15 protein-coding genes are annotated in these 21,957 nt (G+C 42.2%); 7 read left to right on the top strand and 8 right to left on the bottom strand.

Features of this window, described 5'->3' with window-relative positions; translation table 11 throughout:
• The first annotated feature begins 326 nt into the window (after window positions 1-326).
• From QWZ08_RS26485 to QWZ08_RS26470, 4 genes are all read left to right on the top strand, one after another.
• The gene (locus tag QWZ08_RS26485; RefSeq protein WP_290340739.1) at window positions 327-1,517 is read left to right on the top strand and encodes an FG-GAP repeat domain-containing protein; all 1,191 of its coding nucleotides are present in this window, start codon (window positions 327-329) and stop codon (window positions 1,515-1,517) included.
• Window positions 1,518-1,725: 208 nt separating this feature from the next.
• Window positions 1,726-2,457, top strand: coding sequence for an ImuA family protein (locus tag QWZ08_RS26480; protein WP_290340737.1), 732 nt, complete (start codon window positions 1,726-1,728; stop codon window positions 2,455-2,457).
• A 1-nt stretch (window position 2,458) separates the two neighbouring features.
• Window positions 2,459-3,958 (top strand): Y-family DNA polymerase, encoded by a 1,500-nt coding sequence (locus QWZ08_RS26475; RefSeq protein ID WP_290340736.1) that lies wholly within the window; start codon window positions 2,459-2,461, stop codon window positions 3,956-3,958.
• 401 nt (window positions 3,959-4,359) lie between these two features.
• Entirely contained in the window at window positions 4,360-7,584 is a 3,225-nt protein-coding gene (locus tag QWZ08_RS26470) for an error-prone DNA polymerase (protein WP_290340735.1), read from the top strand.
• Window positions 7,585-7,592: 8 nt separating this feature from the next.
• Here QWZ08_RS26470 and QWZ08_RS26465 read toward each other — a convergent pair whose 3' ends face one another.
• The 4 genes from QWZ08_RS26465 to QWZ08_RS26450 form a co-directional block, all read right to left on the bottom strand.
• Window positions 7,593-7,949: a nuclear transport factor 2 family protein gene (locus QWZ08_RS26465; protein WP_290340734.1), complete on the bottom strand. Its 357-nt coding sequence runs from the start codon at window positions 7,947-7,949 to the stop codon at window positions 7,593-7,595.
• A 51-nt stretch (window positions 7,950-8,000) separates the two neighbouring features.
• Window positions 8,001-8,900: a metallophosphoesterase family protein gene (locus QWZ08_RS26460; RefSeq protein WP_290340733.1), complete on the bottom strand. Its 900-nt coding sequence runs from the start codon at window positions 8,898-8,900 to the stop codon at window positions 8,001-8,003.
• Between the two features lie 314 nt (window positions 8,901-9,214).
• On the bottom strand, window positions 9,215-10,381 hold the full coding sequence (locus QWZ08_RS26455) for a sialidase family protein (RefSeq protein ID WP_290340732.1): 1,167 nt from the start codon (window positions 10,379-10,381) through the stop codon (window positions 9,215-9,217).
• Window positions 10,382-10,512: 131 nt separating this feature from the next.
• On the bottom strand, window positions 10,513-11,118 hold the full coding sequence (locus QWZ08_RS26450) for a DinB family protein (protein WP_290340731.1): 606 nt from the start codon (window positions 11,116-11,118) through the stop codon (window positions 10,513-10,515).
• A 1,143-nt stretch (window positions 11,119-12,261) separates the two neighbouring features.
• Between QWZ08_RS26450 and QWZ08_RS26445 the strand changes: the two genes are divergently transcribed.
• The gene (locus QWZ08_RS26445) at window positions 12,262-12,654 is read left to right on the top strand and encodes a response regulator (protein ID WP_290340730.1); all 393 of its coding nucleotides are present in this window, start codon (window positions 12,262-12,264) and stop codon (window positions 12,652-12,654) included.
• Between the two features lie 143 nt (window positions 12,655-12,797).
• On the opposite strand, the gene QWZ08_RS26440 is transcribed toward QWZ08_RS26445, so the two are convergent.
• On the bottom strand, window positions 12,798-15,014 hold the full coding sequence (locus QWZ08_RS26440; protein ID WP_290340729.1) for a carbohydrate binding family 9 domain-containing protein: 2,217 nt from the start codon (window positions 15,012-15,014) through the stop codon (window positions 12,798-12,800).
• Between the two features lie 133 nt (window positions 15,015-15,147).
• Between QWZ08_RS26440 and QWZ08_RS26435 the strand changes: the two genes are divergently transcribed.
• Window positions 15,148-15,846, top strand: a complete 699-nt coding sequence (locus QWZ08_RS26435) for a LysE family translocator (protein ID WP_290340728.1) — start codon at window positions 15,148-15,150, stop codon at window positions 15,844-15,846.
• An 89-nt stretch (window positions 15,847-15,935) separates the two neighbouring features.
• On the opposite strand, the gene yiaA is transcribed toward QWZ08_RS26435, so the two are convergent.
• Together yiaA and QWZ08_RS26425 are read right to left on the bottom strand one after the other, a co-directional pair.
• The gene (gene yiaA, locus QWZ08_RS26430; protein ID WP_290340727.1) at window positions 15,936-16,352 is read right to left on the bottom strand and encodes an inner membrane protein YiaA; all 417 of its coding nucleotides are present in this window, start codon (window positions 16,350-16,352) and stop codon (window positions 15,936-15,938) included.
• A gap of 81 nt (window positions 16,353-16,433) precedes the next feature.
• On the bottom strand, window positions 16,434-16,997 hold the full coding sequence (locus QWZ08_RS26425) for a Crp/Fnr family transcriptional regulator (protein WP_290340725.1): 564 nt from the start codon (window positions 16,995-16,997) through the stop codon (window positions 16,434-16,436).
• Window positions 16,998-17,355: 358 nt separating this feature from the next.
• Here QWZ08_RS26425 and QWZ08_RS26420 point away from each other — a divergent pair, with 358 nt between their 5' ends.
• Complete coding sequence (locus QWZ08_RS26420; RefSeq protein ID WP_290340724.1) at window positions 17,356-20,790, top strand: transglutaminase family protein; 3,435 nt, start codon at window positions 17,356-17,358, stop codon at window positions 20,788-20,790.
• Window positions 20,791-20,974: 184 nt separating this feature from the next.
• Here the strand turns inward: QWZ08_RS26420 and QWZ08_RS26415 are convergent, their stop codons facing one another.
• Entirely contained in the window at window positions 20,975-21,877 is a 903-nt protein-coding gene (locus QWZ08_RS26415) for an AraC family transcriptional regulator (RefSeq protein WP_290340723.1), read from the bottom strand.
• Window positions 21,878-21,957: the final 80 nt, after the last annotated feature.

The raw sequence follows: 21,957 nt of genomic DNA, 5'->3' as shown, positions 1-21,957 counted from the left end.
CAGGCCATTGATAAAGCATAACAATGACCTCCGGCAGACCTGGTTGTGATTGGAATTAGCTATCCGGTTAATTTAAAAGCCATTTAAACTTAACGAGTAATTACCGGGATTAACTTATTGAATTATGCTGTACCTGTTTGTCGCTGGACGAAATAAGGACATGCAGCAGATAAAAAATAACCTGTTTTGCTTGAAGAATCTATAGCTTATTATTTCAACGATGAATTAAATATCAATTCTTTCAATCAACTTTATACCATTGTTTATAATATACGACCATCAGGTATACCAATTACAAATTCATAACAATCATTAAAAACGAAAACATGCCTGCAACTACGCATCATTGGTTTTACCGTATTATTTTTTTGTGTACACTAATAGTACCGGTGAAATATACCGTTGATGCACAGCTGGCAATCGATAAATCAACTTCCGTTGCTTTTAAAAAGCATATTATAAGTCCTGTTTTTGTATCTGAAGGCGTTGGGGTAGCAGATGTAAATAAAGATGGCAAAATAGATATTCTTGCCGGTCGTTACTGGTACCAGGCGCCTGGCTGGCAACGCCATAACATACACACCGATATACTTAATCCGGTACCTGGATACAGTACCAGTTTTTTAAATTATAGTATGGATGTCAACAATGATGGCTGGCCTGATTTGATACGCTTTGATCAACCGGGAGGCATATGTGTCTGGTACCAAAATCCGCAAAATAAAAATACACTGTGGCAGAGTCATGTGATTGTTGCCACTGCCGGTAATGAAAACCCTGCATTCGTGGATGTGGATGGAGATGGGCGAATGGATATTATATGCAATGACATTACAACCAAACAAGTAATCTGGCTGCAATCGCCGCAGAGAAAAAATGATACAATTTGGCAACAGCATGTAATCAGCAATGACCCATCAAGAGGAACAGATAAATACACCCACGGACTTGGCTGGGGCGATATCAATAAAGATGGTCGCAATGATGTGTTTATAAAAAGCGGCTGGTGGCAATCGCCGGTCAATGTAACAGACAGCAACTGGCAATTTCATGAAGCCAATTTTGGAGCAGACTGTGCCAACATGTTTGTGCTGGATGTTGATAAGGATGGCGACCAGGATATCATTAGTTCATCAGCACATGATTACGGCATCTGGTGGTATGAGCAACAAAAAGATAGTAATGGAAATAGTAACTGGGTAACGCATACCATCAGCAAACTTTTTTCAGAATCGCATTGCCTTGCTTTAGAAGATATCAATGGCGATGGCAACCCCGATCTTATCACCGGCAAGCGCTATTATGCCCACAATGGCGGCGACCCGGGCGGCCATGAAGCAGCAGTGTTATACTGGTTTGAATTTGTACCCGGCAAAACTCCGCAATGGATTCCACATTTGATAGACAACAATTCCGGCGTAGGTTTGAGTATGGTGGTTGAGGATATCAATGGTGACAAAAAGAAAGACATCATTATTTCAAACAAAAAAGGGGTGTTCTTTTTTGAGCGACAATAAAAAATGCAGCAATTGCAAAAGAGTTATTTTATTCCAATTGCTCTTTGCCTTCTTATAGACTGATTCTTAACTCTATCCACTTATCGTTTTTTAATATTTATTAAAGCTGATTTTTAAAATTGAAAGATAAAAATATTCGCACTTTTATTACTAAAAAATTTAGTAATATTGCAAATGACCTATGCCGAAAGTATAGCTTCATTTATACATGACAGCAACCAAAGCCGATATTATTGCCCGTTTGCAAAAGGATATTTTTCCTTTACAGGGATTTAAAACCGCCCTGAATAATATTGCTTTGGACAAGGCGATTGGCCCTATAAAAAATGCTTTTCCCGGTAACCATTTTCCAGTGGGTGTAATGCATGAATTTATTAGTGATAGTAAAGAAACAGCTGCAGTTACAACCGGTTTTGTTGCAGGAGTATTGGCTCAGTTAATGCAGCAGGGTGGCGTGATGATATGGATTGGAGCCTGCAAAAATATTTTTCCACCGGCATATCAATCATTCGGCATTGCACCGGATAAAATTATTTTCGTCGATCTGCAAAAAGAAAAACAAATTTGCTGGGCAATGGAAGAAGCGCTTAAATGCGAAGGTTTAGTGGCGGTAATTGGTGAAATGCAGGAATTAAGTTTTAATGCTTCAAGGCGGCTGCAGCTGGCAGTAGAGCAAAGTAAGGTAACAGGTTTTATTATACGCAACAATCCCCGCAGTTTAAATACTACCGCCTGTGTTACCCGCTGGCAGATAACTTCATTAAGAAGCCAGCTGCCGGAAGGAATGCCCGGCGTAGGCTTTCCCCGCTGGAAAGTTACCCTGCTGAAAGTAAGGAACGGCAAGCCGGGAAGTTGGGACATGGAATTTGCCGCAGGCCGCTTCAGGCAGGTAAATGCCATACCCGCCATTCCGTTACAGGTACAACAAAAAACGGGATGACATGTCAAAGCGTTTTGTATCTATATGGTTCCGTCAGTTAAAAACGGATTGGCTTGTCCGCCGCCAGCCCTCTTTAAAAGAAGCGCCCTTTGTATTGGTTTTACCAGACCATGGCCGGATGGTGATAACAGCTGCTAATGAAGCTGCCAAAAGACAAGGCGTATACAACGGTATGGTATTGGCAGATGCCCGGGCCATTATTACCGGGTTGCAATATTTTGATGACGAACCTGGCAGGGCTGAGTTATTGCTAACTGGCCTGGCAGAATGGTGCATACGGTACACACCTGCCGCAGCAACCGATGTACCAGATGGATTGTTGCTGGAGGTAACCGGTTGCGCTCATTTGTGGGGTGGAGAAGAACGGTATTTAACAGATATAGCCAAACGGTTACACCATATAGGTTATGATATCAGTATTGCCATAGCAGATACCGTTGGTGCCGCATGGGCATTGGCTCGGTTTGGTAAAAAAATAAACATTGTTGAACCTTCCCGACAATCCGATGCCTTGCTTTCATTGTCACCCACTGCGTTAAGGTTGGAAGCAACGGTAATTGAGCGCCTTGAAAAATTGGGCCTGCGGCAGATTCACCAGTTTATTGCAATGCCCCGAACTGCCTTGCGGCGGCGTTTCGGCCTGGAATTATTAAACCAATTAGATAAGGCATTGGGCCTTCAGGAAGAAACCATTCAACCCATACATCCCATTGTACCTTACCAGGAAAGATTACCCTGCCTGGAACCGATCGTTACTGCAACAGGTATTGAGATAGCCATGCAGCATTTGCTGGATAAGTTATGCAACAGGCTGCAGCACGAACAGAAAGGGCTTCGGCTTGCTGTATTGAAATGTTACCGGGTAGATGGAAAAATGATATCGGTTGATATTGGTACGCTGCGCCCTTCTTGTAACAGCAAGCATTTGTTCAAATTGTTTGAAGAAAAAATCGCTACCATAGAACCTGCTCTGGCAATAGAATTATTTATCCTGGAAGCAACTGCAACAGAAGAGCTTTCGCCCGTACAAAAAAATTTGTTTGGGCACAAAGGAGCTCTGGATGATATTGAGCTGGCAGAATTGCTGGACAGGATAGCCGGAAAGATTGGTGCACAGCATATTCACCGCTTTACACCCGATGAGCATTACTGGCCGGAACGATCTTATAAAAAGGCTGCCTTAAACGAAACCATCGCTACCGGGTGGAAAATCAGCAACCCGAGACCGTTGCACGTATTACCCAGGCCGCAACTGATTGACGTTACAGCGCCGGTTCCCGATTACCCACCCATGAATTTCAGGTATATGGGCAACTTACATACTATTATAAAGGCAGACGGACCGGAACGCATTGAACAGGAATGGTGGTTGCAGCAAGGGCGGCACCGGGATTATTATATAGTTGAAGATGAGGGGGGTAAACGCTATTGGCTTTTCCGGTCTGGTCATTATGATGTGGAGAAAACTTACAAATGGTTTTTACATGGATTTTTTGCATAAGGATAAGGCTTATTCTTTAAATCAATTAGCAATAAAAAGTAACAGCATTCCAAAAAAATCCGTGTACCAACAGGTCAAAAAATATGGATTGAATTGTAAGTCAGGAATTTTTTATTTAATTGTTACTTCTTACTTACTTTTTTTGTCTTGACACAAAAAAAGTAACAAAAAAAAGTCAAGACAGCAACGAATACAGCCCGTTGCTGTCAAGGAGCTCTGTTGAGCTTTTGTGCATAGTAATTTCAGCTTTAGTAATTCTATTCTTAGTCTTGTTACATCCTAAGTATAAAGAACAGGCCTTCTACTTTTTATAGCATTACTAACACGTTTGATTATTAAATTCTTAATCCTCCAAACATCAGAAACATTAACAAATACAGTGTTCATTTTTATAAATACAAATGCAATACACAGAACTACAAGTCACATCTAATTTTAGTTTTTTGCGGGGTGCTTCTCACCCTGAAGAAATGGTGGAGCAAGCTACGGCACTAGGTTATACTGCCATCGCCATTACTGACAGAAATAGTTTTGCGGGTATTGTGCGGGCACATGCGACAGCTAAAAAAAATGGCATCCGCATCATTGTTGGTTGCAGGCTCGATCTGTTGGATGGCGTATCCCTGTTGGCCTATCCAACTACTAAAAAAGCGTATGCACAATTGTGTAATTTACTAACGCTTGGAAACAGGCGTGCAGAAAAAGGGGACTGCCACTTGTATAAAAAAGATGTGTACGAATATGCGAACGATATAAAATTTATCGTTTTGCCACCGGCACAATTAAATGAAGCATTTGAATTTGAAGAGGCTTTCAAAAATGCTGTGCAGGAATACAAAAATGCTTTTGGTGAAAATGTATACGTCGCAGCCACCCGCCGGTACGAGGGTGATGACAGTAAATATGTATTCCGGCTGGCACAACTGGCAACTCAATTCAATATCCCGTTGGTAGCTACCAATGATGTGCATTATCATGAACCCGCCAGGAGACAATTGCAGGATATTGTAACCTGTGTGCGGGAGAAATGTACCATTTACAATGCCGGTTACCGGTTACATTCCAATGCGGAAAGATTTTTAAAACCCAATGATGAAATGTTGAGGTTGTTCAGGCAATATCCGGATGCCATCCGCCGCACTGAAGAAATTGCAGCAGCCTGCCAGTTTTCATTAAACGAATTAAAATATGAGTATCCTGAAGAGATCACTACTGGTGGCCGTACACCACAGGAAGAATTAGCCCTGCTTGCATGGGAAGGTGCACAGAAGCGTTACGGAAACAACCTTTCCCAAAAGACCATTGATTCCATTAATCATGAATTGAAATTTATTGAGGAGATGAATTATGCCGCCTATTTTCTTACGGTGCATGATATTGTGCGGTTTGCCCGGCAGCAAAATATTCTTTGCCAGGGCCGTGGCTCCGCTGCCAATTCAACTGTTTGTTATTGCCTGGAAGTTACCTCAATTGATCCCATTAAATTTGATTTGTTGTTTGAACGTTTTATCTCTTCTGCAAGAAATGAACCACCGGATATTGATGTGGATTTTGAACACGAGCGTCGTGAAGAAGTGATGCAATACGTGTTTCAAAAATACGGGCGTGACAGGGCGGCGATTGTAGCGACGGTTACACAGCAACACCAGAAAGGCGCCATCCGCGATGTGGGCAAAGCAATGGGTTTATCAGTTGATACCATCAATAAAATTTCAGGTTCAGTTTGGGAATTTACCGACGACATGTGGGAAGGGAAAGGCATTGCGGAACAAGGTATGAACGCCGGTGACCTGCACCTGAAAAAAGTAATGCAGCTCACCCGGGAGTTCATGGGTTTTCCGCGACAGCTTGGTCAGCATACAGGTGGCTTTGTTATCACCAATGGCAAACTGAGTGATCTTGTTCCCATCATGAATGCACGCATGGTTGACCGTACCTGCATTGAATGGAACAAAGATGATATTGATGCGCTTGGTTTTATGAAAATTGATGTGCTGGCATTGGGCATGCTCACCTGCATCCGCAAAGCATTTGACCTGGCAAAAGAACATTATGGTCTCGAACTTACATTGGCCAATGTTCCACAGGATCGCCCGGAAGTGTACGAAATGATTTCTCATGCGGATACCATTGGTGTTTTCCAGATAGAAAGCCGTGCACAGCAAAGCATGTTACCAAGATTAAGGCCTAATTGTTTTTATGACCTGGTTATTGAAGTAGCGATTGTAAGACCTGGACCCATACAGGGTGATATGGTGCACCCTTATTTGAGAAGGCGCAACGGTGAAGAAGTAGTAGAATATCCTTCTCCCGAATTAAAAGAAATACTCAAACGTACATTGGGTGTGCCTTTGTTCCAGGAACAAGCTATGAAGATTGCCATTGTCGCGGCAGGTTTTACACCAGCCGAAGCAGACGAATTGCGACGAAGTATGGCCACTTTTAAAGCCAAAGGATTGGTAAGCAAATTTGAAGAAAAACTGGTGAAGGGGATGTTGAAAAATGGTTATACACTGGAATATGCCCGGCGTGTTTTTAAACAATTGGAAGGTTTTGGCAGTTATGGATTTCCTGAAAGTCATGCTGCCAGTTTTGCCCTGTTGGTGTATGTAAGCAGCTGGCTGAAATGTTTTTACCCGGATGTGTTTGCCTGCGCTCTGTTAAACAGTATGCCCATGGGTTTTTACCAGCCTGCGCAAATAGTGGCTGATGCAAAAAAACATGGCGTTGAAATCAGGCCTGTTGATATCAACCATTCCCAATGGGATAATTTACTGGAAGAAAAATCGGGTAAGTATTGTGCAATGCGACTCGGTTTCCGCCAGGTAAAAGGATTGCGGCAGGAAGATATAGCAATACTCGTATCAAACAGAAAACAATCCTACAGCAGTATCAACGCTTTGCGGGATATCGGTTTGCCTGAAGCCGCCCTGGAAAAATTGGCCGATGCGGATGCGTTTCGTTCTATCGGGTTAGACAGAAGACAGGCCTTGTGGGAAGTATCTACCAAAGACCGGCCACAGGCAATGTTTTCCGGCCAGCCTGCTGCCGATGCCGCCAGTGAAAATATAACATTGCCGGTGATGAGTACTTCAGAGCATGTGGTACACGATTATGCCGCCACAGCTTTATCATTAAAAGCACACCCGGTAAGTTTTGTAAGAGAAAAGTTGAACCAGTTGCATATTGTTACCACCAGCCAGTTGTCAACTTTAAAAAACGGTGCCCTTGTAAAAGTGGCCGGACTGGTGCTGGTAAGACAACGTCCCGGTACTGCGAAAGGTGTTTGTTTTATGACCATTGAAGATGAAACCGGTTTTTCCAACCTCGTTATTTTTCAAACACTGTTCGACAAATTCCGTAAAGAAATTTTGCAATCGCGGTTGATTATGGTAGAAGGTAAATTACAAATTGAAGGAGAAGTCATTCATGTAATTGTACAGAGTTGTCATGATTTTTCAAAACTGTTACGTCAGTTAACCGCGGCACAGCAACAAGATCCGAACGTGCTTACGTTGGCTTATGCAGATGAAAAATCTATCCCCACCCATGCACAACATAAAAGGCCCACCGCAAAGGAAATGGCGCAGGAAAATATTTTTCCCGATGCAAGAAATTTTAAATGAGCTGCTGCTTAATAAAAAAACTGCTCCGAAACTATTTTGCCATCCTTCACATTATACACACAAATTTCATGATTGGTTTTTCGGTCTTCGCCTTTCATTTGCAGATCCGTATCCCAGGCAATAGAAAAATAATCGCCCGCCACTACCGGGTCGCTGATGGTGCTGCCATAAAACTCCGCCACATGAGATACAAAGAAAGCCGCTTTCGCCCGGATAGCATCCATACCCTTGGTTTCCAGTGGCAGTAAGCCTTCGCGTGGTTCAATGCTGACGATGTCTGGCGAAAACAATAGTTCTTTTACTTCTTCAATTTGGCCATTGCGGCACATGGTTACTAATGTTGTGGCTATCTCTTTTGTTGTCATAGTATTCATTTTTGTGTAAATATTTAGCTCAATTGTATGAGCCAGGTGTAGTTAATAATTTACATATTGCTCTGTAAAACTTCCATCTGCATACAGGTTTAGCAAACCATAACCTGGTGCGGTTTCTCTTTTGTTACCTCTCCACCAGGCGCCGCTCACAGCGCCGTTGCAGAGATAAGTTACATTGTTGTATACTACTTTATCTCTTAGATGAACATGCCCGCTCAGGCAAAGTTTTACATTCGGGTAGCCATTAAACAACCTGATTATTTTAGCCGTATCGGTATGCATATCACCACCCGTCATTTCCCATTTGTTTACAATGTCATCTTCAATCATCAGCGTGGCGGTTAAGATGGGAATATGCGAAAGCACACAGACAGGCATGGCGGCCGGTGTAGACTTCAACTCGTTTTGTAACCAGGCAAATTGTTCGTCGCCCAGTTTACCAATGTACCAGGTGTTGTCAATATCCAGGTGTACACTATCCAGCACAATGAATTTCCATCCACTTTGCGTAAAACTATACCAGGGTTTGGAAAGCTGCAATTGGTCGAGCGAAAACTGTTTGCCATACACAGCCTGACCTTTGTTGTTTTCACTCCACCAGATATCATGATTACCCAATGCATAATGCACCGGCAATCTACAGGCGCTTTTTACAATGCTATGGTATAAGCTCCATTGCGCATTGATTGCGGGCAGGTTTTCCTTATTCATATCAAACACAATATCGCCTCCGTTTAGAATCATACCAACGGAAGGGCTTTGCGCTTGTACATGTTGCAGGCAGCGCCGGAAGCGGGCAGGTGCATCCCATTCGTCTTTCAGGTGCACGTCGGTGAGGTGGGCTACCCGCAAAACGGGCGGCGCTGATGTTGGCAATTGAACTGGTAACATTGGCGCCAGCAACAGGCCACCAAGATTTTTTATAAGCGATCTTCTTTTCATGTTGTTATTGTTGAAGCAATATAAAGTGAATTTGATAGAACAGTTTGTTCGTAGTTCAATTTTTTAATTGTTGCTGTCTGCTTACTTTTTTTGTCTTGACACAAAAAAAGTAACAAAAAAAGTCAAGGCAGCAACGAAAACAGCCCGTTGCTGCCTTGCAGCCCTGTTCGACTTCTGTGCATAGTAGTTTCAGCTTTTGTAATTCTACTGTTAGGTGTGTTACAGCATAAGTATAACTAAACCTCTTTTTTTTGAAGTTGCACATATGCTCGTTGACCAAAAACATTTTTTAATTAAATACATAGCCGAGCAGATCATTTCCATTTCACCCGCATAAAAACTATCTGCGTATAATCTTTTCGTTCATACAAAACTCCTATTTCATTTGCGGACAATTTAACAAGGTCAGAATATGCAGTCGCGTCTTCTTCCCCTTTGTCTACGCCCTTGTCCAGTAAGTAACTCCTACGCCATGTACTGCCATCATCGTAACTAATGCGCAGGGTAAGACTATCTCTATGTGTTTTGCTGGCTGCATTGCAAAATGCTACAATGGCTTTTCCCTGCTCGTTGCCAACGGTTAAAATACTTCCCTGGCAAATGGGGTCGGGTAAGTTATTGTCAATGTAGGTTGTATCCCAGCTGGCGCCGCCATCGCTGCTGACAGATACAATCCTAGCCATGGTGTCGGCCCGCTGGTTGCGGCTGTTCATCATCAGTTTGCCGTTACCCAATATAGCCGCCATCGATTCATTACTGCCTGCTCGGCCAACTGTTGCGCCAATCCTAAACGTTGCACAATGATCGTCGCTATAAAATCCATGAGCGCTATAATCTGTTGCGTCCGCTTTTGGGTCACCAGCAGAATGATTGGCAGCTACAAATATTCTTCCCTTGTATCGGCCATCTGAAAATTGAATGGCATGCCCGGGTGTGTTAGCATAGCTTCGCCAGTCTTCCTTAAAATTATAATCGGGCTTGATTGCTGGCTGATTAGGCCGGTGGGTTTGTGTGGTAATATTTACTGGTTTGCTCCAGCTGTGGCCGTTATCTGTAGAAGTAATATACCATACTTCCCGCAGGCCGTTTCCTTTTCTTACTTCATTTTCATGGTTGTTGCCGGTGTTGTAGAATAAAATAATTCTTCCCTTCGGATAGGCGGGATCAGTAAGGTCAACTACCGGCGACGGATTGCCGGCCTGCAGGCTATCCACATCTGCCACTGTTTGCAAAGCAGTCCAGGTAAGGCCTTTGTCATGGCTTCTTTTTGCAACAATATTAATGTCTCCAAAATCATTAGAGCCATTCACCCGCCCTTCTGCAAAAGCCAACAAATCGCCATTGGGTAAACCAATGATGGCGGGTATGCGGTAGGTTGCATACCCATCTTTGCCTGATGAAAATACAGTGCTTGATTTTTGCTGAGCGTTTAGCACAGTAGTCCATAAAAGAACAAGCAAAACTGATTTGATTTTTTTCATACCTGGTTTTACAAACATTTTTATCAATCGCTGAATATTATCAGGTCTCGCAAAAAAATTGGGTTCAATTAACTGCAAAATAAAAGGCAAGTATACAACCTGCCTCTTTAAATTCAATTTGTAATGATTGTTTATTTAGACGGGAAGCCCGCAGTTGCTTTTACTTCCTCTATTTGTTTGGTATGCCTTACGGTATGCTGCGCCAGTAATAAAATAATCTGGTAAGCGTCCATTGGCCCCATCGGACCCTGTTCGGCGATGTGATTTCTAAAATCGTCTGTTGAGGAATTAATATAATCAATGTGTTTTTTACGTTCTGCTGTTAAAAATGCCATGGCTTCCTCTTTGGTTGCCCATTTGGCATTTTTGGGTTCAAAGGGTTCGCTGGTTTTAACCTTGTGGCTCCTGTCTTCGACACCTGTTATTACCATGTCATCAGTAGCTTTAACCAGGGCTTTTTTATCAGGATTTGCCGGGGCCGACATTACACCCTGCATCCAGCCCCAGATATTGGTTTCGGACAATGCCAGGTGATATACACATTCTTTCACAGACCAGCGGGTACTGTCTGGCTTAAAATTTAACTGTGCTTCACTTAGCCCTTCTACAGATTTGGTTAAACGTTCCAGGCTTGATTGCAACAGGCCTGTCACTTTTGCTTTTTCGTCTTTGGAGAGCTGGCAAAAAGCTGCAGTTGAAAACAGCAATAAGCCAATTACGGCAAGTAATTTTTTCATACATTTTGATTTTAGCAGGTGATATATAGCATTTGTTTTAAGCAATAAATCTACAGTGAATTATAGATAAATGCTACTAATTTAATATAAATGGTAAAACTATCTATCCCGCGGCAGTAGAAAAGCGCAACACTGAGATTGGATATCGGATAAATACGAAAGGCAGGCTGGAATGGCCTTTACAGGCTAAAATAAGCATGTGGCTTTACCCGGTTTTGCCTCGTGTATGCAAATGGGGTGAGAAAACAACCATATTTCTTTTCGTAAATATCCTTCTGCGCGGCTGAATAATTACGCTACACTCCGTAATTAATGAACGATATAAATAGCGTAATGCTGCTCTTGTACAGGATATCTAACTGTTGCATCTTTGTATCAGAAAGTAATGATTGAAACATCAAAACAATCTAAGTCCAAATCCAAAAAACAATAATCGAATTCCTGTGAAAACTGCAAATTCAACATCCTGAAACTATGCCGTTAAAAGCGATGATGTTTCAAAAAACCAAAACCCAATATCCGGAACTATGCTGTAAAAAGCGATGATGATCCAAAAACCGTTTGAACCCAATATCCTAAGCCTATGCTGTAAAAAGCGATGATGGCAAAAAGACCAGAACACTGAAACCCAGCAACTCGTTTTATCGATTTTCTGGAGCGGTAGCCCGCAAAAATCCTGAATCGGTCAGCTTTGGCTGACTAAACAAACATCTTACTTCCACAGACTATGAAAAACTGGTACCTGTGGAAGTTTTTTTATTGCCCAATACCAAACTCCTGGCACAACTACAGGTTTTATTGAGCAGATGAACTGCCCACCCCTACAATTTATTCAGGGAATGACAGCAATACCCGGTGCTTGTTCCTGCACTGGTAAAATTGTATATTGTGTTTGAAAACAGGCCCTCAGCTAAGTCTATCAAAATTTTTGAGCCTATTTCACCGATCGCTTAAGTCATTTTTTAGCTTCCATTCATCCCTGCTAAACCAGCTCATTAAAATAAGCAACCGTATTAAACCTGTTTGCGTTTTCATTGTCAGTAATTACCAAAATAGACGTTTACAAAGCTTCGCATTTTGTTAACAATGGTAACTCTGTTTAAACGGCCTGAAAATTGAATCATTATTACAAAATATGGTTGTATGGAATCTTCTTTAAATAAAAAGCCGGCTATTCTGCTTATTGATGATGATAAAGACCTGCTTGAAATACTTCGCCGCAAACTTGTAAAAGAGGGTTGTGTGGTAAATATTTCCCAAAATGGCGCCAAAATAAGTGAAATGATTGTAGAATCGACCCCTGATTGCATTTTGCTGGACATACATATGGAAGGTATCAATGGCACTGATATTTGCAAAAAACTAAAGTCCCAGGCACAAACAAGTGATATCCCTGTGTTACTTTTATCTGCCAACCACAACATTGAGAAAATAGCCGCACTCTGCGGTGCAGACGGGTACATTTCAAAGCCACTTGATATCGCCTTGTTTGCCAGGAAAATAAAAGATGTGCTTAAACTGAGGTATTTTCTATAAAACTCAGTATAAGATGCAGTCATAAAAAGATAGCGGATCGGCTGTAACTTTCTTGTACGGCTATTAAAAACCACCCGATTATGACGACACAACTTCTGTTACAATAATGATAAGGTAGCTATTTTCCGGTATCCTGATTGTCTCTACAAATTCAACCAGTAATTTACTTTTAAAACAATTGCCCTGTTTTTATTCAGCATAAAAGGCGTTGTGAAGTAATTATCCGTGTATACGAGGTACAGGTCGCTCATAGGCTTAAAGCGGTATTGAAACCGGCTGTTGATGTTAAAATTATTTGCCTGCGTGTTGTATTGCAAAAAGGTTGTCCACGAAACTTTGGTGTTGAAATTATACTCCACTTTTGGAGAAACCAACAACAATTCGCTGCTGCCATAAGGATCAGGAAAACTTAGTTTATCATATTCAGCCTGTACAATCAAATTGAAGTGCGGCCTGCTTCTCAGCGTAATGGTGCCTATCAGCGAATGGATATTACCGTTATAAAATTGTCCACCAAGATAAGTAAGGCCATAGCTGAATAATTTCCTTGTATCAGAAGTATAGGTTACGGCCGCCTGTGTGTATTTATAGTTAGTTACAGGCAGAGGTTTGGCATCTGTAAATGAAACAGCATACAACAAATCCAGGTCATTATGCAGTACCTCCGATTTGATACCTGATGTGCTGTTAAATTCTGCCATGTACGATAGCGTAAGATCTGTTTCGTTGAAAGAATTATTGGGATTTACAACAGAATAGGTTTCGGCTTTAAAAGTATGCCGGGCTACTATATCGCCTGTGGGATAGATCATGTACGCGGCATTGGTATATAAATGTTTAAAGCCTACCCGGATGGTTGTATCTCTTAACGCATCGTAATTATTGATGCGTTGCACATACCCCATATCAGTATAATAATTGGTGCCCAGGTTAGCTAGGTCGACTGTGGCCGTGAATTTTCTTGTATTAAAAGACAAACCCGTTTCCTGGTAATTATTTTGGGTGGAGATGCCAGGCTTGAATGAATGGTGAAAAGAATACCATCCGCTCCATTTCCCGTCGCGGCTCAGGTATTCAAAAGAAGTACCTGCATTTCGACCGAAAGCATTCAGGGGATCTTGTTTTTTCTGATTGACGGTTTGAAAGTTTTCACGGTTTAAAAAATATACTTTCACAACAGACCTTGCCAGTATATTTTTATTGATGGAAATGGCGGAATAGTTTTCCGGAGAATAATTTCCTTTGGCACCCGTTTGCATATTCATCAGCCCAAATCTTGTAGTGGCGTTCAGGTTGCCCGATAACCTGGCGCCGCCAATAATGGGGATCGGGTTGTTGTCTTTATCGAGTCCAATTCTTCTTGAATAAAATGGCGTCATCAATCCCGGAATGCCATACTCGCCAAAAATGTCTGAATTTTCTAAAAAGAAAGATCTTTTTTCTGGCAGAAAAATATCAAACCTGGTCAGGTTGGTTACCTGTTGGTCTACCTCTACCTGCGAAAAATCGGGGTTGAGTGTAAGATCTAAATTAAGAGAAGAAGATAAGGCAATCTTGCTGTCCAATCCTGCACTGAAAGCGGCTTTAGCCGGCCCATTATTTTCTTTATTACCCTGTATATTACTGGTAATAAAAGGGATCATCACCATATTTTTTCCGGCATCCGGGGCTGGTTTATCCCAAATCAGTGCGCCTGTGTAACCCATATTGTAAATCCTGAAATTGGTAGGTACATGCGTCCAGCCGGAATACTGGTTATGGCTCATATCTACCCTGATAAAATTGATGCCCCACAAATTGTTGCCAGCAGGATAGCGCAGGCTTTTAAAAGGAATGGCTATTTCGGCAATCCACCGGTCGTTGTATTTTTTGGTGGCCGAAAACCACTTGTTGTTCCAGCTCCAGGTAAGGCCGTCCTGCTGGCCCAGGCTGATCTGGTCTTCAGATTGTGCATTCATCGCATTTACTGCAAAGAAGAATCCATTGGTATGGCTGTTCTGCGGATCTAAAATAATGCCCACGCCGTCATTATCCAAATGACCAATATCTCGTTTTAAACTCTGAATGATACTTTTCCCCGAATCGAAGCAGGTAAAGGCTACATACAAATACTTATCATCATAGCTCACTTGCACCACGGTTTTATTGGCCGGCCTTCCAATGTCAGAAGGGTATTTCATAAAAAAATCGCTCTTCTTTTCGGCGAAGGCCCAGGTGCTGTCATCCAGCACGCCATCTACTTTTACAGGCCTCGCAGTCTGTGCAATGTGAACCTGGTATTCAGTCTGGAAATTTTCAACGCTTACCGTTTGTGCATATATATTACTATACCATACTAACAATAGCAGGATTGGGACCATTAATCTCATAAGGTTGTAAAAATACAGAACCAGCTATAGATGAAAAAATTTGTTGATAAACGGAAAATGAACACAGTTCCTTTATATTGCGTTTTTATCTTTTATTGTATTTGCTACCTAATAACTTGTAAGTATGTGGAAAGCATTGATCACAGGCATTACCATGGGTTTGTATCTCGCCATTTCTGTGGGACCTATTTTGTTTACTGTGATAAAGCAAAGTCTTAATAACGGCATACGGGGAGGTTTTGGTTTTGTAGCAGGCATCTGGTTCAGCGATATGTTATTTGTTATAATCAGCAATGTATTCACTGTTTTTACGGCTCATTTTGCAGATCTGTACATCCGGGAGATTGGCTATGGCGGGGGTTTGTTATTAGCTGCTCTTGGCGCTTATTACCTCTTCTTTAAAAAAACTATTATCACTCCGATTGAAACCGGGCAAAAAGGCATTCCGCATACGCAGATGGCAAAATTATTTGCCACCGGTTTTTTTATCAATACACTTAACCCTATTTTATTTTTTGAATGGCTGACTGCGGCGACAGTTTTCGCAAAGACCTATTCCGTTAATTACCGCGTGCTTATTTTTTCAACCTGCCTGGCGGTGAATATTTTTTCAGATGTATTGAAGGTGCTCCTGGCCGGAAAAATTAAACCCAGACTAACGTTACATAATTTAAACATCATCAATAAAATCACGGGGGGCATCCTGCTGTTATGCGGGGTGTTTATATTGTATCAAACTTTTTATCATGCAGATAAGTGGAGGCAGAAAGAAGAGAAGGTAACGATGCAATATTTCAAGAATCATCCAGGCAGATTAACGTGATAAAGCATTGCAGCCGTTCTTCAACGGCTACAATGCTATCTCATTTGGGTTACCAGGCATTACCAAAGATCACCTGTTGTTGGTAAAAATTAAAATGGCTCCATGGTTTTGGTAGCTTTCATATCCCTTGTATTTTTTTGTACCGCAATGGCCGAAAAAAGGCTGAGTACAAAAGACATAACGTAAAAGCCTTTTTCACTTTTTTCAAGGCTGGCATTCCACAAGCCAATGGTGAGGAGCACAATGGATAAGATGGTGCTGAACCAGGCAATGCCGTAGTAGAGGTTGGTTACCGGAATGCCTTCCATTTGGTCACGCACCGCTTTTTGAACAGAGATGGATGCAAAAAGGCCGAACATGAGTACGGTGAAATAATAGCCCTTTTCATTCAGTTGCATACTGGCATTCCAAAGGCCAATGATAAATGCAATGGTTCCGATAAATAAGGCCGACCAGGAAGCGGCAATAAAAGCAGCAGACGGTTGTTGTAATTGTGTTTGTTCCATAATAGTTTTTTATGAACAACAAAACTATTGCTAACAATAGCCGGGCTTTTTGACAACTATCAAAAACGGTTAATGTAAATGTTAAAACTGGCTGCGTATCCTGCTAAGGGTTTCCTGGCTTATGCCGAGGTATGATGCAATGTACCCGAGCGGCACCCGTTCCAAAATATGCGGCGATTGCAGCAACATATTTTCATACAGTTCTTTAGCTGTTTTAAACTGGGCGTTTACAAAGCGTTCTTCCAGCCGGATATAATATTTTTCATACGCAATTCTTACCAGCCGTTCAATTTCGTGGTGGTTGTTAAACAGCTCAGCCAGTTGTTCTTTTGAGATAGACCATAAAATACTGCCCTCCAGCAATTGAATATTTTCCACTGCAGGCAACCCTGTGGTAAAGCTGTAAAAGGATGTCACAAAATCATTTTCAAAAGCAAACCAATGGGTAATTTCTTTGCCATCAGAATTATAAAATCCCCGCAGGGCGCCCTTTTCCAAAAAATATAAATGCCTGCAGATTTGCCGGTCTTTCAGTAAAAATTCATTTTTCGACAGCACTGTTTTTTCCAGGCTGTTCAGTAAGGCGTTTTGTGCCGCTGCGGGCAGGGGGTAGTAACGGTTGATATGGGTTAATAGATATTCCATCGTATTGTTGGCTGGCAAGAGAGATAAAGATAAGCTGGTAAAAGTTATGGGAATAATAAGAGGACGTAACCGGATGCAATAAATCACAAAGCTTTCTCCAGCATAATTCACATTACAAGTCATAGGCAGGTTTGTATGTAGTAAAGCCGTTTTGACCTTGTTGCCGCCAAAGGCTGAAAAAGTACAAGAGAGTGACACAACGATGCCAGATAGAATTTCAAATGCTGGTGCCAAAATACCTTCCAGCGATTTGTAGTATAAAGCTGTTGCCCTACAATAATTTTTTTTCCTTTAAAAAAACCAGTTATTTTTATAAAGATTGCATGCCAGTGTTTATCAAAACTGTAAAATCCAATTTATGGCTATTCGTGTTGCAATCAATCACAAAACAACTTATACTTACGACCGTTTGATTAGCCTGTCGCCGCACATTTTCCGGCTGCGACCAGCTGCGCATTCCCGTACATCTATAGAATCTTATTCTTTTAAAATAAAGCCGGAAGCGCATTTCATCAACTGGCAGCAGGACCCGTTTGGTAACTACCAGGCAAGAGTAGTTTTTCCTGAAAAGACATCCGAATTAAGCGTTGAAGTAGAGCTGATTGCCAACATGGTAGTGATCAACCCCTTTGATTTTTTTGTAGAAACTTATGCAGAAAATTATCCCTTTGCCTACGATAACCAGTTGCGCAAAGAGCTGGTGCCTTACTTTGAATTTAAGGAATATGGTCCCTTACTGAGGCAGTGGATTGCCAGCATTGACCGGAGCAAAAAAACAATCAACGACTTTTTGGTGTACATCAACCAGAAATTAAACAGGGACATCAATTACTCCATCCGAATGGAAGTAGGTGTACAAACCTGTGAAGAAACGTTGGGTAAGGCATTGGGTTCCTGCCGCGATTCGGCCTGGTTGCTGGTGCAGATTTTACGTCACCTGGGTTTGGCCGCACGTTTTGTTTCCGGTTACCTGGTGCAGTTAACTGCTGATATAAAATCACTGGATGGACCTTCGGGACCGGAAAATGATTTTACCGATCTGCATGCCTGGACGGAAGTGTATATTCCAGGTGCCGGATGGATAGGGCTGGATCCTACCTCCGGTTTGTTTGCAGGCGAAGGTCATATTCCATTGGCCTGTACGCCCGATTTTGAAAGTGCTGCGCCGGTTGTTGGTGCTACAGATAAATGTGAAACTGTCTTTACTTTTTCCAACCAGGTTACCCGTATTCATGAAGACCCGAGGGTTACGAAACCCTATACCGAAGCGCAGTGGGCTGCTATTACAGCGACTGGATATAAAGTGGATGAAGACCTTGAAAAAGGGGATGTGCGCATGACGATTGGTGGTGAGCCCACTTTTGTTTCCATCGATGATATGGAAGCCGATGAATGGAATACGACGGCAGATGGAAAGCAAAAACGCCTGTTGTCACACGAATTAATTTTCAGGTTGCGGGAAAAATTTGGTCCCGGTGGTATGATCCATTACGGCCAGGGAAAATGGTACCCCGGCGAACCATTGCCCCGGTGGCAATACGGCTTGTTCTGGCGTAAAGACAATATACCTGTTTGGAAAAATCCCAGGCTGGTTGCACATGAAAAAATTGAAAAAGAATACAATCATGAAGATGCCTGGTTGTTTACAAAAGAGCTGGCAAAACATCTGGCCATCAGCACTATCAACATCAGCGTGGCGTATGAGGATATTTTTTATTTTTTATGGAGCGAAGGAAAATCGCCCCTGAATATCGATCTCTCAAAAACAAATTTAAAGGATGAGCTGGAAAGAAAAACCCTGGTGCAAATGCTGGACAAGGGTTTGGATACACCGGCCGGTTATGTGATACCATTGCGATGGAATTACAGCAACGACCAATGGAAAAGCAGTCCGTGGGTGTTGAAAAGAGACCAGTTGTTTTTGATTCCCGGCAACTCGCCCATGGGCTTGCGTTTGCCGCTGGATTCATTACCCGATGTGGCAAAAGAAGATGAACCACAAAAAGTAGAAAGAAGTTTATTTGACCAACTGCCCGCCTTGCTGAACTTTGACGCAGGCATACAAAAAAGATATGACACCATTACGGTACATCCGCAGCAGGAAACCAAAACAGCAGTAGTTGGAGAAGCCGAATCAGCCAATCCTTTAAAGCCGGTGAAGAAAGTAAAAGCAAAAATACCGGAGGCCGAAGTGCCGAGATTGTTTAAAGCTGAGGTAATTAAAACGGCGGTTTGTATTGAACCAAGGGATGGCTTTCTGTATATTTTTGTGCCGCCAATGGACTACCTGGAACACTATCTTGACTTTGTAGCTTCTGTAGAAGCCACGGCAGGAAAGTTACAAATCCCGGTACGCATTGAAGGATACGAACCACCAAGAGATTACCGCATGGAACGACTGGTGGTATCGCCTGACCCTGGCGTAATTGAAGTCAATATTCATCCCTCAAAAAACTGGAAAGAGCTGACCGGCATTATTGATACCTTGTACGACCAGGCTTTTTTATCCCGCCTCGGCACAGAAAAATTTATGCTGGACGGCAGGCATACTGGCACCGGCGGTGGCAATCACATCACCATTGGCGGCGCTACACCATCTGATAGTCCGATGTTGCGCAGGCCAGACCTGTTGCGGAGTTTGATCACTTACTGGCAGCATCACCCCGGCTTGTCTTATTTATTTTCAAGTGCGTTTATCGGGCCCACCAGCCAGGCGCCACGCATTGACGAAGGTCGTGATGAGAAATTGTATGAGATGGAAATTGCTTTTACACAAGTACCTGAAAATGGCAATGTGCCCTTCTGGATTGTGGATCGGATTTTCCGTCATTTATTAACAGACATTACCGGCAACACCCACCGTTCTGAATTTTGTATTGATAAATTATATTCGCCCGATTCCTCCTCCGGCCGCCTGGGCATTTTAGAATTCAGGGCATTTGATATGCCGCCGCATAAAGAAATGAGCCTTGTACAAATGCTGCTCATTCGTTCGCTTATTGCCTGGTTCTGGCAAAAGCCTTACAAGCACGACCTGGTAAGATGGGGCACCGAACTGCATGATAAATTTATGCTGAGCCATTATGTAAAGGAAGACATGAAGGAAGTGGTAAGCGATCTGAATAGCGCCGGATATCCGTTCGACATCAGTTGGTTTGAACCTTTCTTTGAATTCCGTTTTCCGCATTATGGTACCGTGCAGGTGCAGAATATTGAAATGGAAATCCGCATGGGCATTGAACCCTGGCATGTACTCGGCGAAGAAATGAGCAGTGGTGGCACAGCAAGATTTGTAGATTCTTCCTTGGAAAAAGTACAGGTAAAGCTCACTGGCTTAAATGGAAGCCGTTATATTTTGTTGTGCAACGGAACAAGGGTTCCGCTAAAACCAACTGCCGTAAAAGGCGAATTTATTTGCGGTATCCGCTACCGTGCATGGCAACCACCATCGGCATTACATCCAACGATAGGGATTGACGCTCCGCTTACTTTTGATATTGTAGATACCTGGAACAGCCGCTCTATTGGCGGTTGCACCTACTATGTATCTCACCCCGGTGGCAGAAGTTACGACAGCTTCCCCATCAATAGCTACGAGGCCGAAAGCCGCCGCTGGAACCGTTTTGGCACCACCAGCCATACACAGGAAGTATTAAGGCCGGCGGCAAGCCCGGACATTGCAGCGCACTACATTGCGCAAAACCGCAAACCTTTTTTCTACGATCCACCACCACTGGTGATCAATAAAGAATATCCCTACACGCTGGATATGCGGCAGTTTTGGAAAAAGTAAAAACATAGTAGTTGTTTTATCGACCTTGCGGTCGGTACCAAAGGTCAGACCGCAAGGTCGATAAAACGATAAATGAATTCAACCAATGCAATCTTTAATTATTTTGATATTGGGATAGATTACAAACGATGCTTTACTTTCTAAACTATTTGCGGTCTGACCTTCGGTACCGACCGCAAATAGTTTATGTACCCTTCTTCCTATAACTATTGGGAGAAGTCCCCATCACTTTATGAAACAGCCTGGAAAAATAGTAATGATCGGCAATGCCCAGTTCAATCGCAATTTCTTTTATTCTGAGATTGGTAAACAACAAAAATTGACAGGCTTTCTGAATTTTTAAATGATTGAAATATTCTATCGGGGAATAACCGGTTTTTTCTTTGAAAAGAAAAGAAAAATGAGAGGCCGACACATTTACATGTTGTGCCAGATCCTGCAATTTCAGGCTGGTAGCAACATGCTTGTTCATAAATTCAATGGCAACGTCCACGGGATCTTTTTCTGTGGCAGTGCCGGGCGGTTTTAGCTTTTCATTGAATATAAAAGTGGAAAGAAAATACCAAAAACACATGTTGGCGTATACGAGGTTGGCTTTTCTAAAACCTCTTTCCAACTGGCTATAAATTTCGTTAAAAATAGCGATACAGTTTTCATTGTATTTTATAAAACCCTTGTATCCGCCGGAATGCTTGTTGGCAAATTCTGCTATCGCTTCTGCCATATCCCCTTTAAAATGTACCCAATAAATTGTCCATGGATTGGTATCATCAGAGGCATAGCGATGATAGATGCCGGCGGGAATAATAATAAAATTGCCTGCGTTGATGGTATACTTTTTTTGACCAATGATAGCTGTTCCCTTTCCTTCCAGGCAATAAATAAAAATGAACTGCTCGGCACCTGCAGGCCTTTCCCTGTAATGGTATTTTGCTTTTGGATAATATCCAATGTCTGTAATAAACAGGGGCTGGTTCAACTTATTTTTTTTGTTGATAGCGGACACTATTTTCTTCGGAATAAGCACCGTCTTTTGTCCCTGGAACCCTTCCTTCTTTTTATGTTTTTCAATTGTTACGGCAAGCATATCGTAAAATAATCCATTAAAATGAAAATTTACTCCATTCTTATAAGAAATAAATAGAGTTTCCTTTGTTCACGAATTTT

It is taken from the genome of Ferruginibacter paludis, from assembly GCF_030409685.1.
In the GTDB taxonomy this organism is placed as follows: Bacteria; Bacteroidota; Bacteroidia; order Chitinophagales; family Chitinophagaceae; genus Ferruginibacter; species Ferruginibacter paludis.
The sequence above is the reverse complement of the archived record's forward strand: the minus strand, read 5'-3'. Positions and strand labels throughout refer to the sequence as shown.

Coding starts and splice junctions, on each gene's coding strand:
- QWZ08_RS26470 (WP_290340735.1), top strand. CDS start 4,360: ATGCAATACACAGAACTACAAGTCACATCTAATTTTAGTTTTTTGCGG.
- QWZ08_RS26485 (WP_290340739.1), top strand. CDS start 327: ATGCCTGCAACTACGCATCATTGGTTTTACCGTATTATTTTTTTGTGT.
- QWZ08_RS26455 (WP_290340732.1), bottom strand. CDS start 10,381: ATGAAAAAAATCAAATCAGTTTTGCTTGTTCTTTTATGGACTACTGTG.
- QWZ08_RS26420 (WP_290340724.1), top strand. CDS start 17,356: ATGGCTATTCGTGTTGCAATCAATCACAAAACAACTTATACTTACGAC.
- QWZ08_RS26450 (WP_290340731.1), bottom strand. CDS start 11,118: ATGAAAAAATTACTTGCCGTAATTGGCTTATTGCTGTTTTCAACTGCA.
- QWZ08_RS26415 (WP_290340723.1), bottom strand. CDS start 21,877: ATGCTTGCCGTAACAATTGAAAAACATAAAAAGAAGGAAGGGTTCCAG.
- QWZ08_RS26435 (WP_290340728.1), top strand. CDS start 15,148: ATGTGGAAAGCATTGATCACAGGCATTACCATGGGTTTGTATCTCGCC.
- QWZ08_RS26465 (WP_290340734.1), bottom strand. CDS start 7,949: ATGACAACAAAAGAGATAGCCACAACATTAGTAACCATGTGCCGCAAT.
- QWZ08_RS26445 (WP_290340730.1), top strand. CDS start 12,262: ATGGAATCTTCTTTAAATAAAAAGCCGGCTATTCTGCTTATTGATGAT.
- QWZ08_RS26475 (WP_290340736.1), top strand. CDS start 2,459: ATGTCAAAGCGTTTTGTATCTATATGGTTCCGTCAGTTAAAAACGGAT.
- QWZ08_RS26460 (WP_290340733.1), bottom strand. CDS start 8,900: ATGAAAAGAAGATCGCTTATAAAAAATCTTGGTGGCCTGTTGCTGGCG.
- QWZ08_RS26480 (WP_290340737.1), top strand. CDS start 1,726: ATGACAGCAACCAAAGCCGATATTATTGCCCGTTTGCAAAAGGATATT.
- QWZ08_RS26425 (WP_290340725.1), bottom strand. CDS start 16,997: ATGGAATATCTATTAACCCATATCAACCGTTACTACCCCCTGCCCGCA.
- yiaA (WP_290340727.1), bottom strand. CDS start 16,352: ATGGAACAAACACAATTACAACAACCGTCTGCTGCTTTTATTGCCGCT.
- QWZ08_RS26440 (WP_290340729.1), bottom strand. CDS start 15,014: ATGGTCCCAATCCTGCTATTGTTAGTATGGTATAGTAATATATATGCA.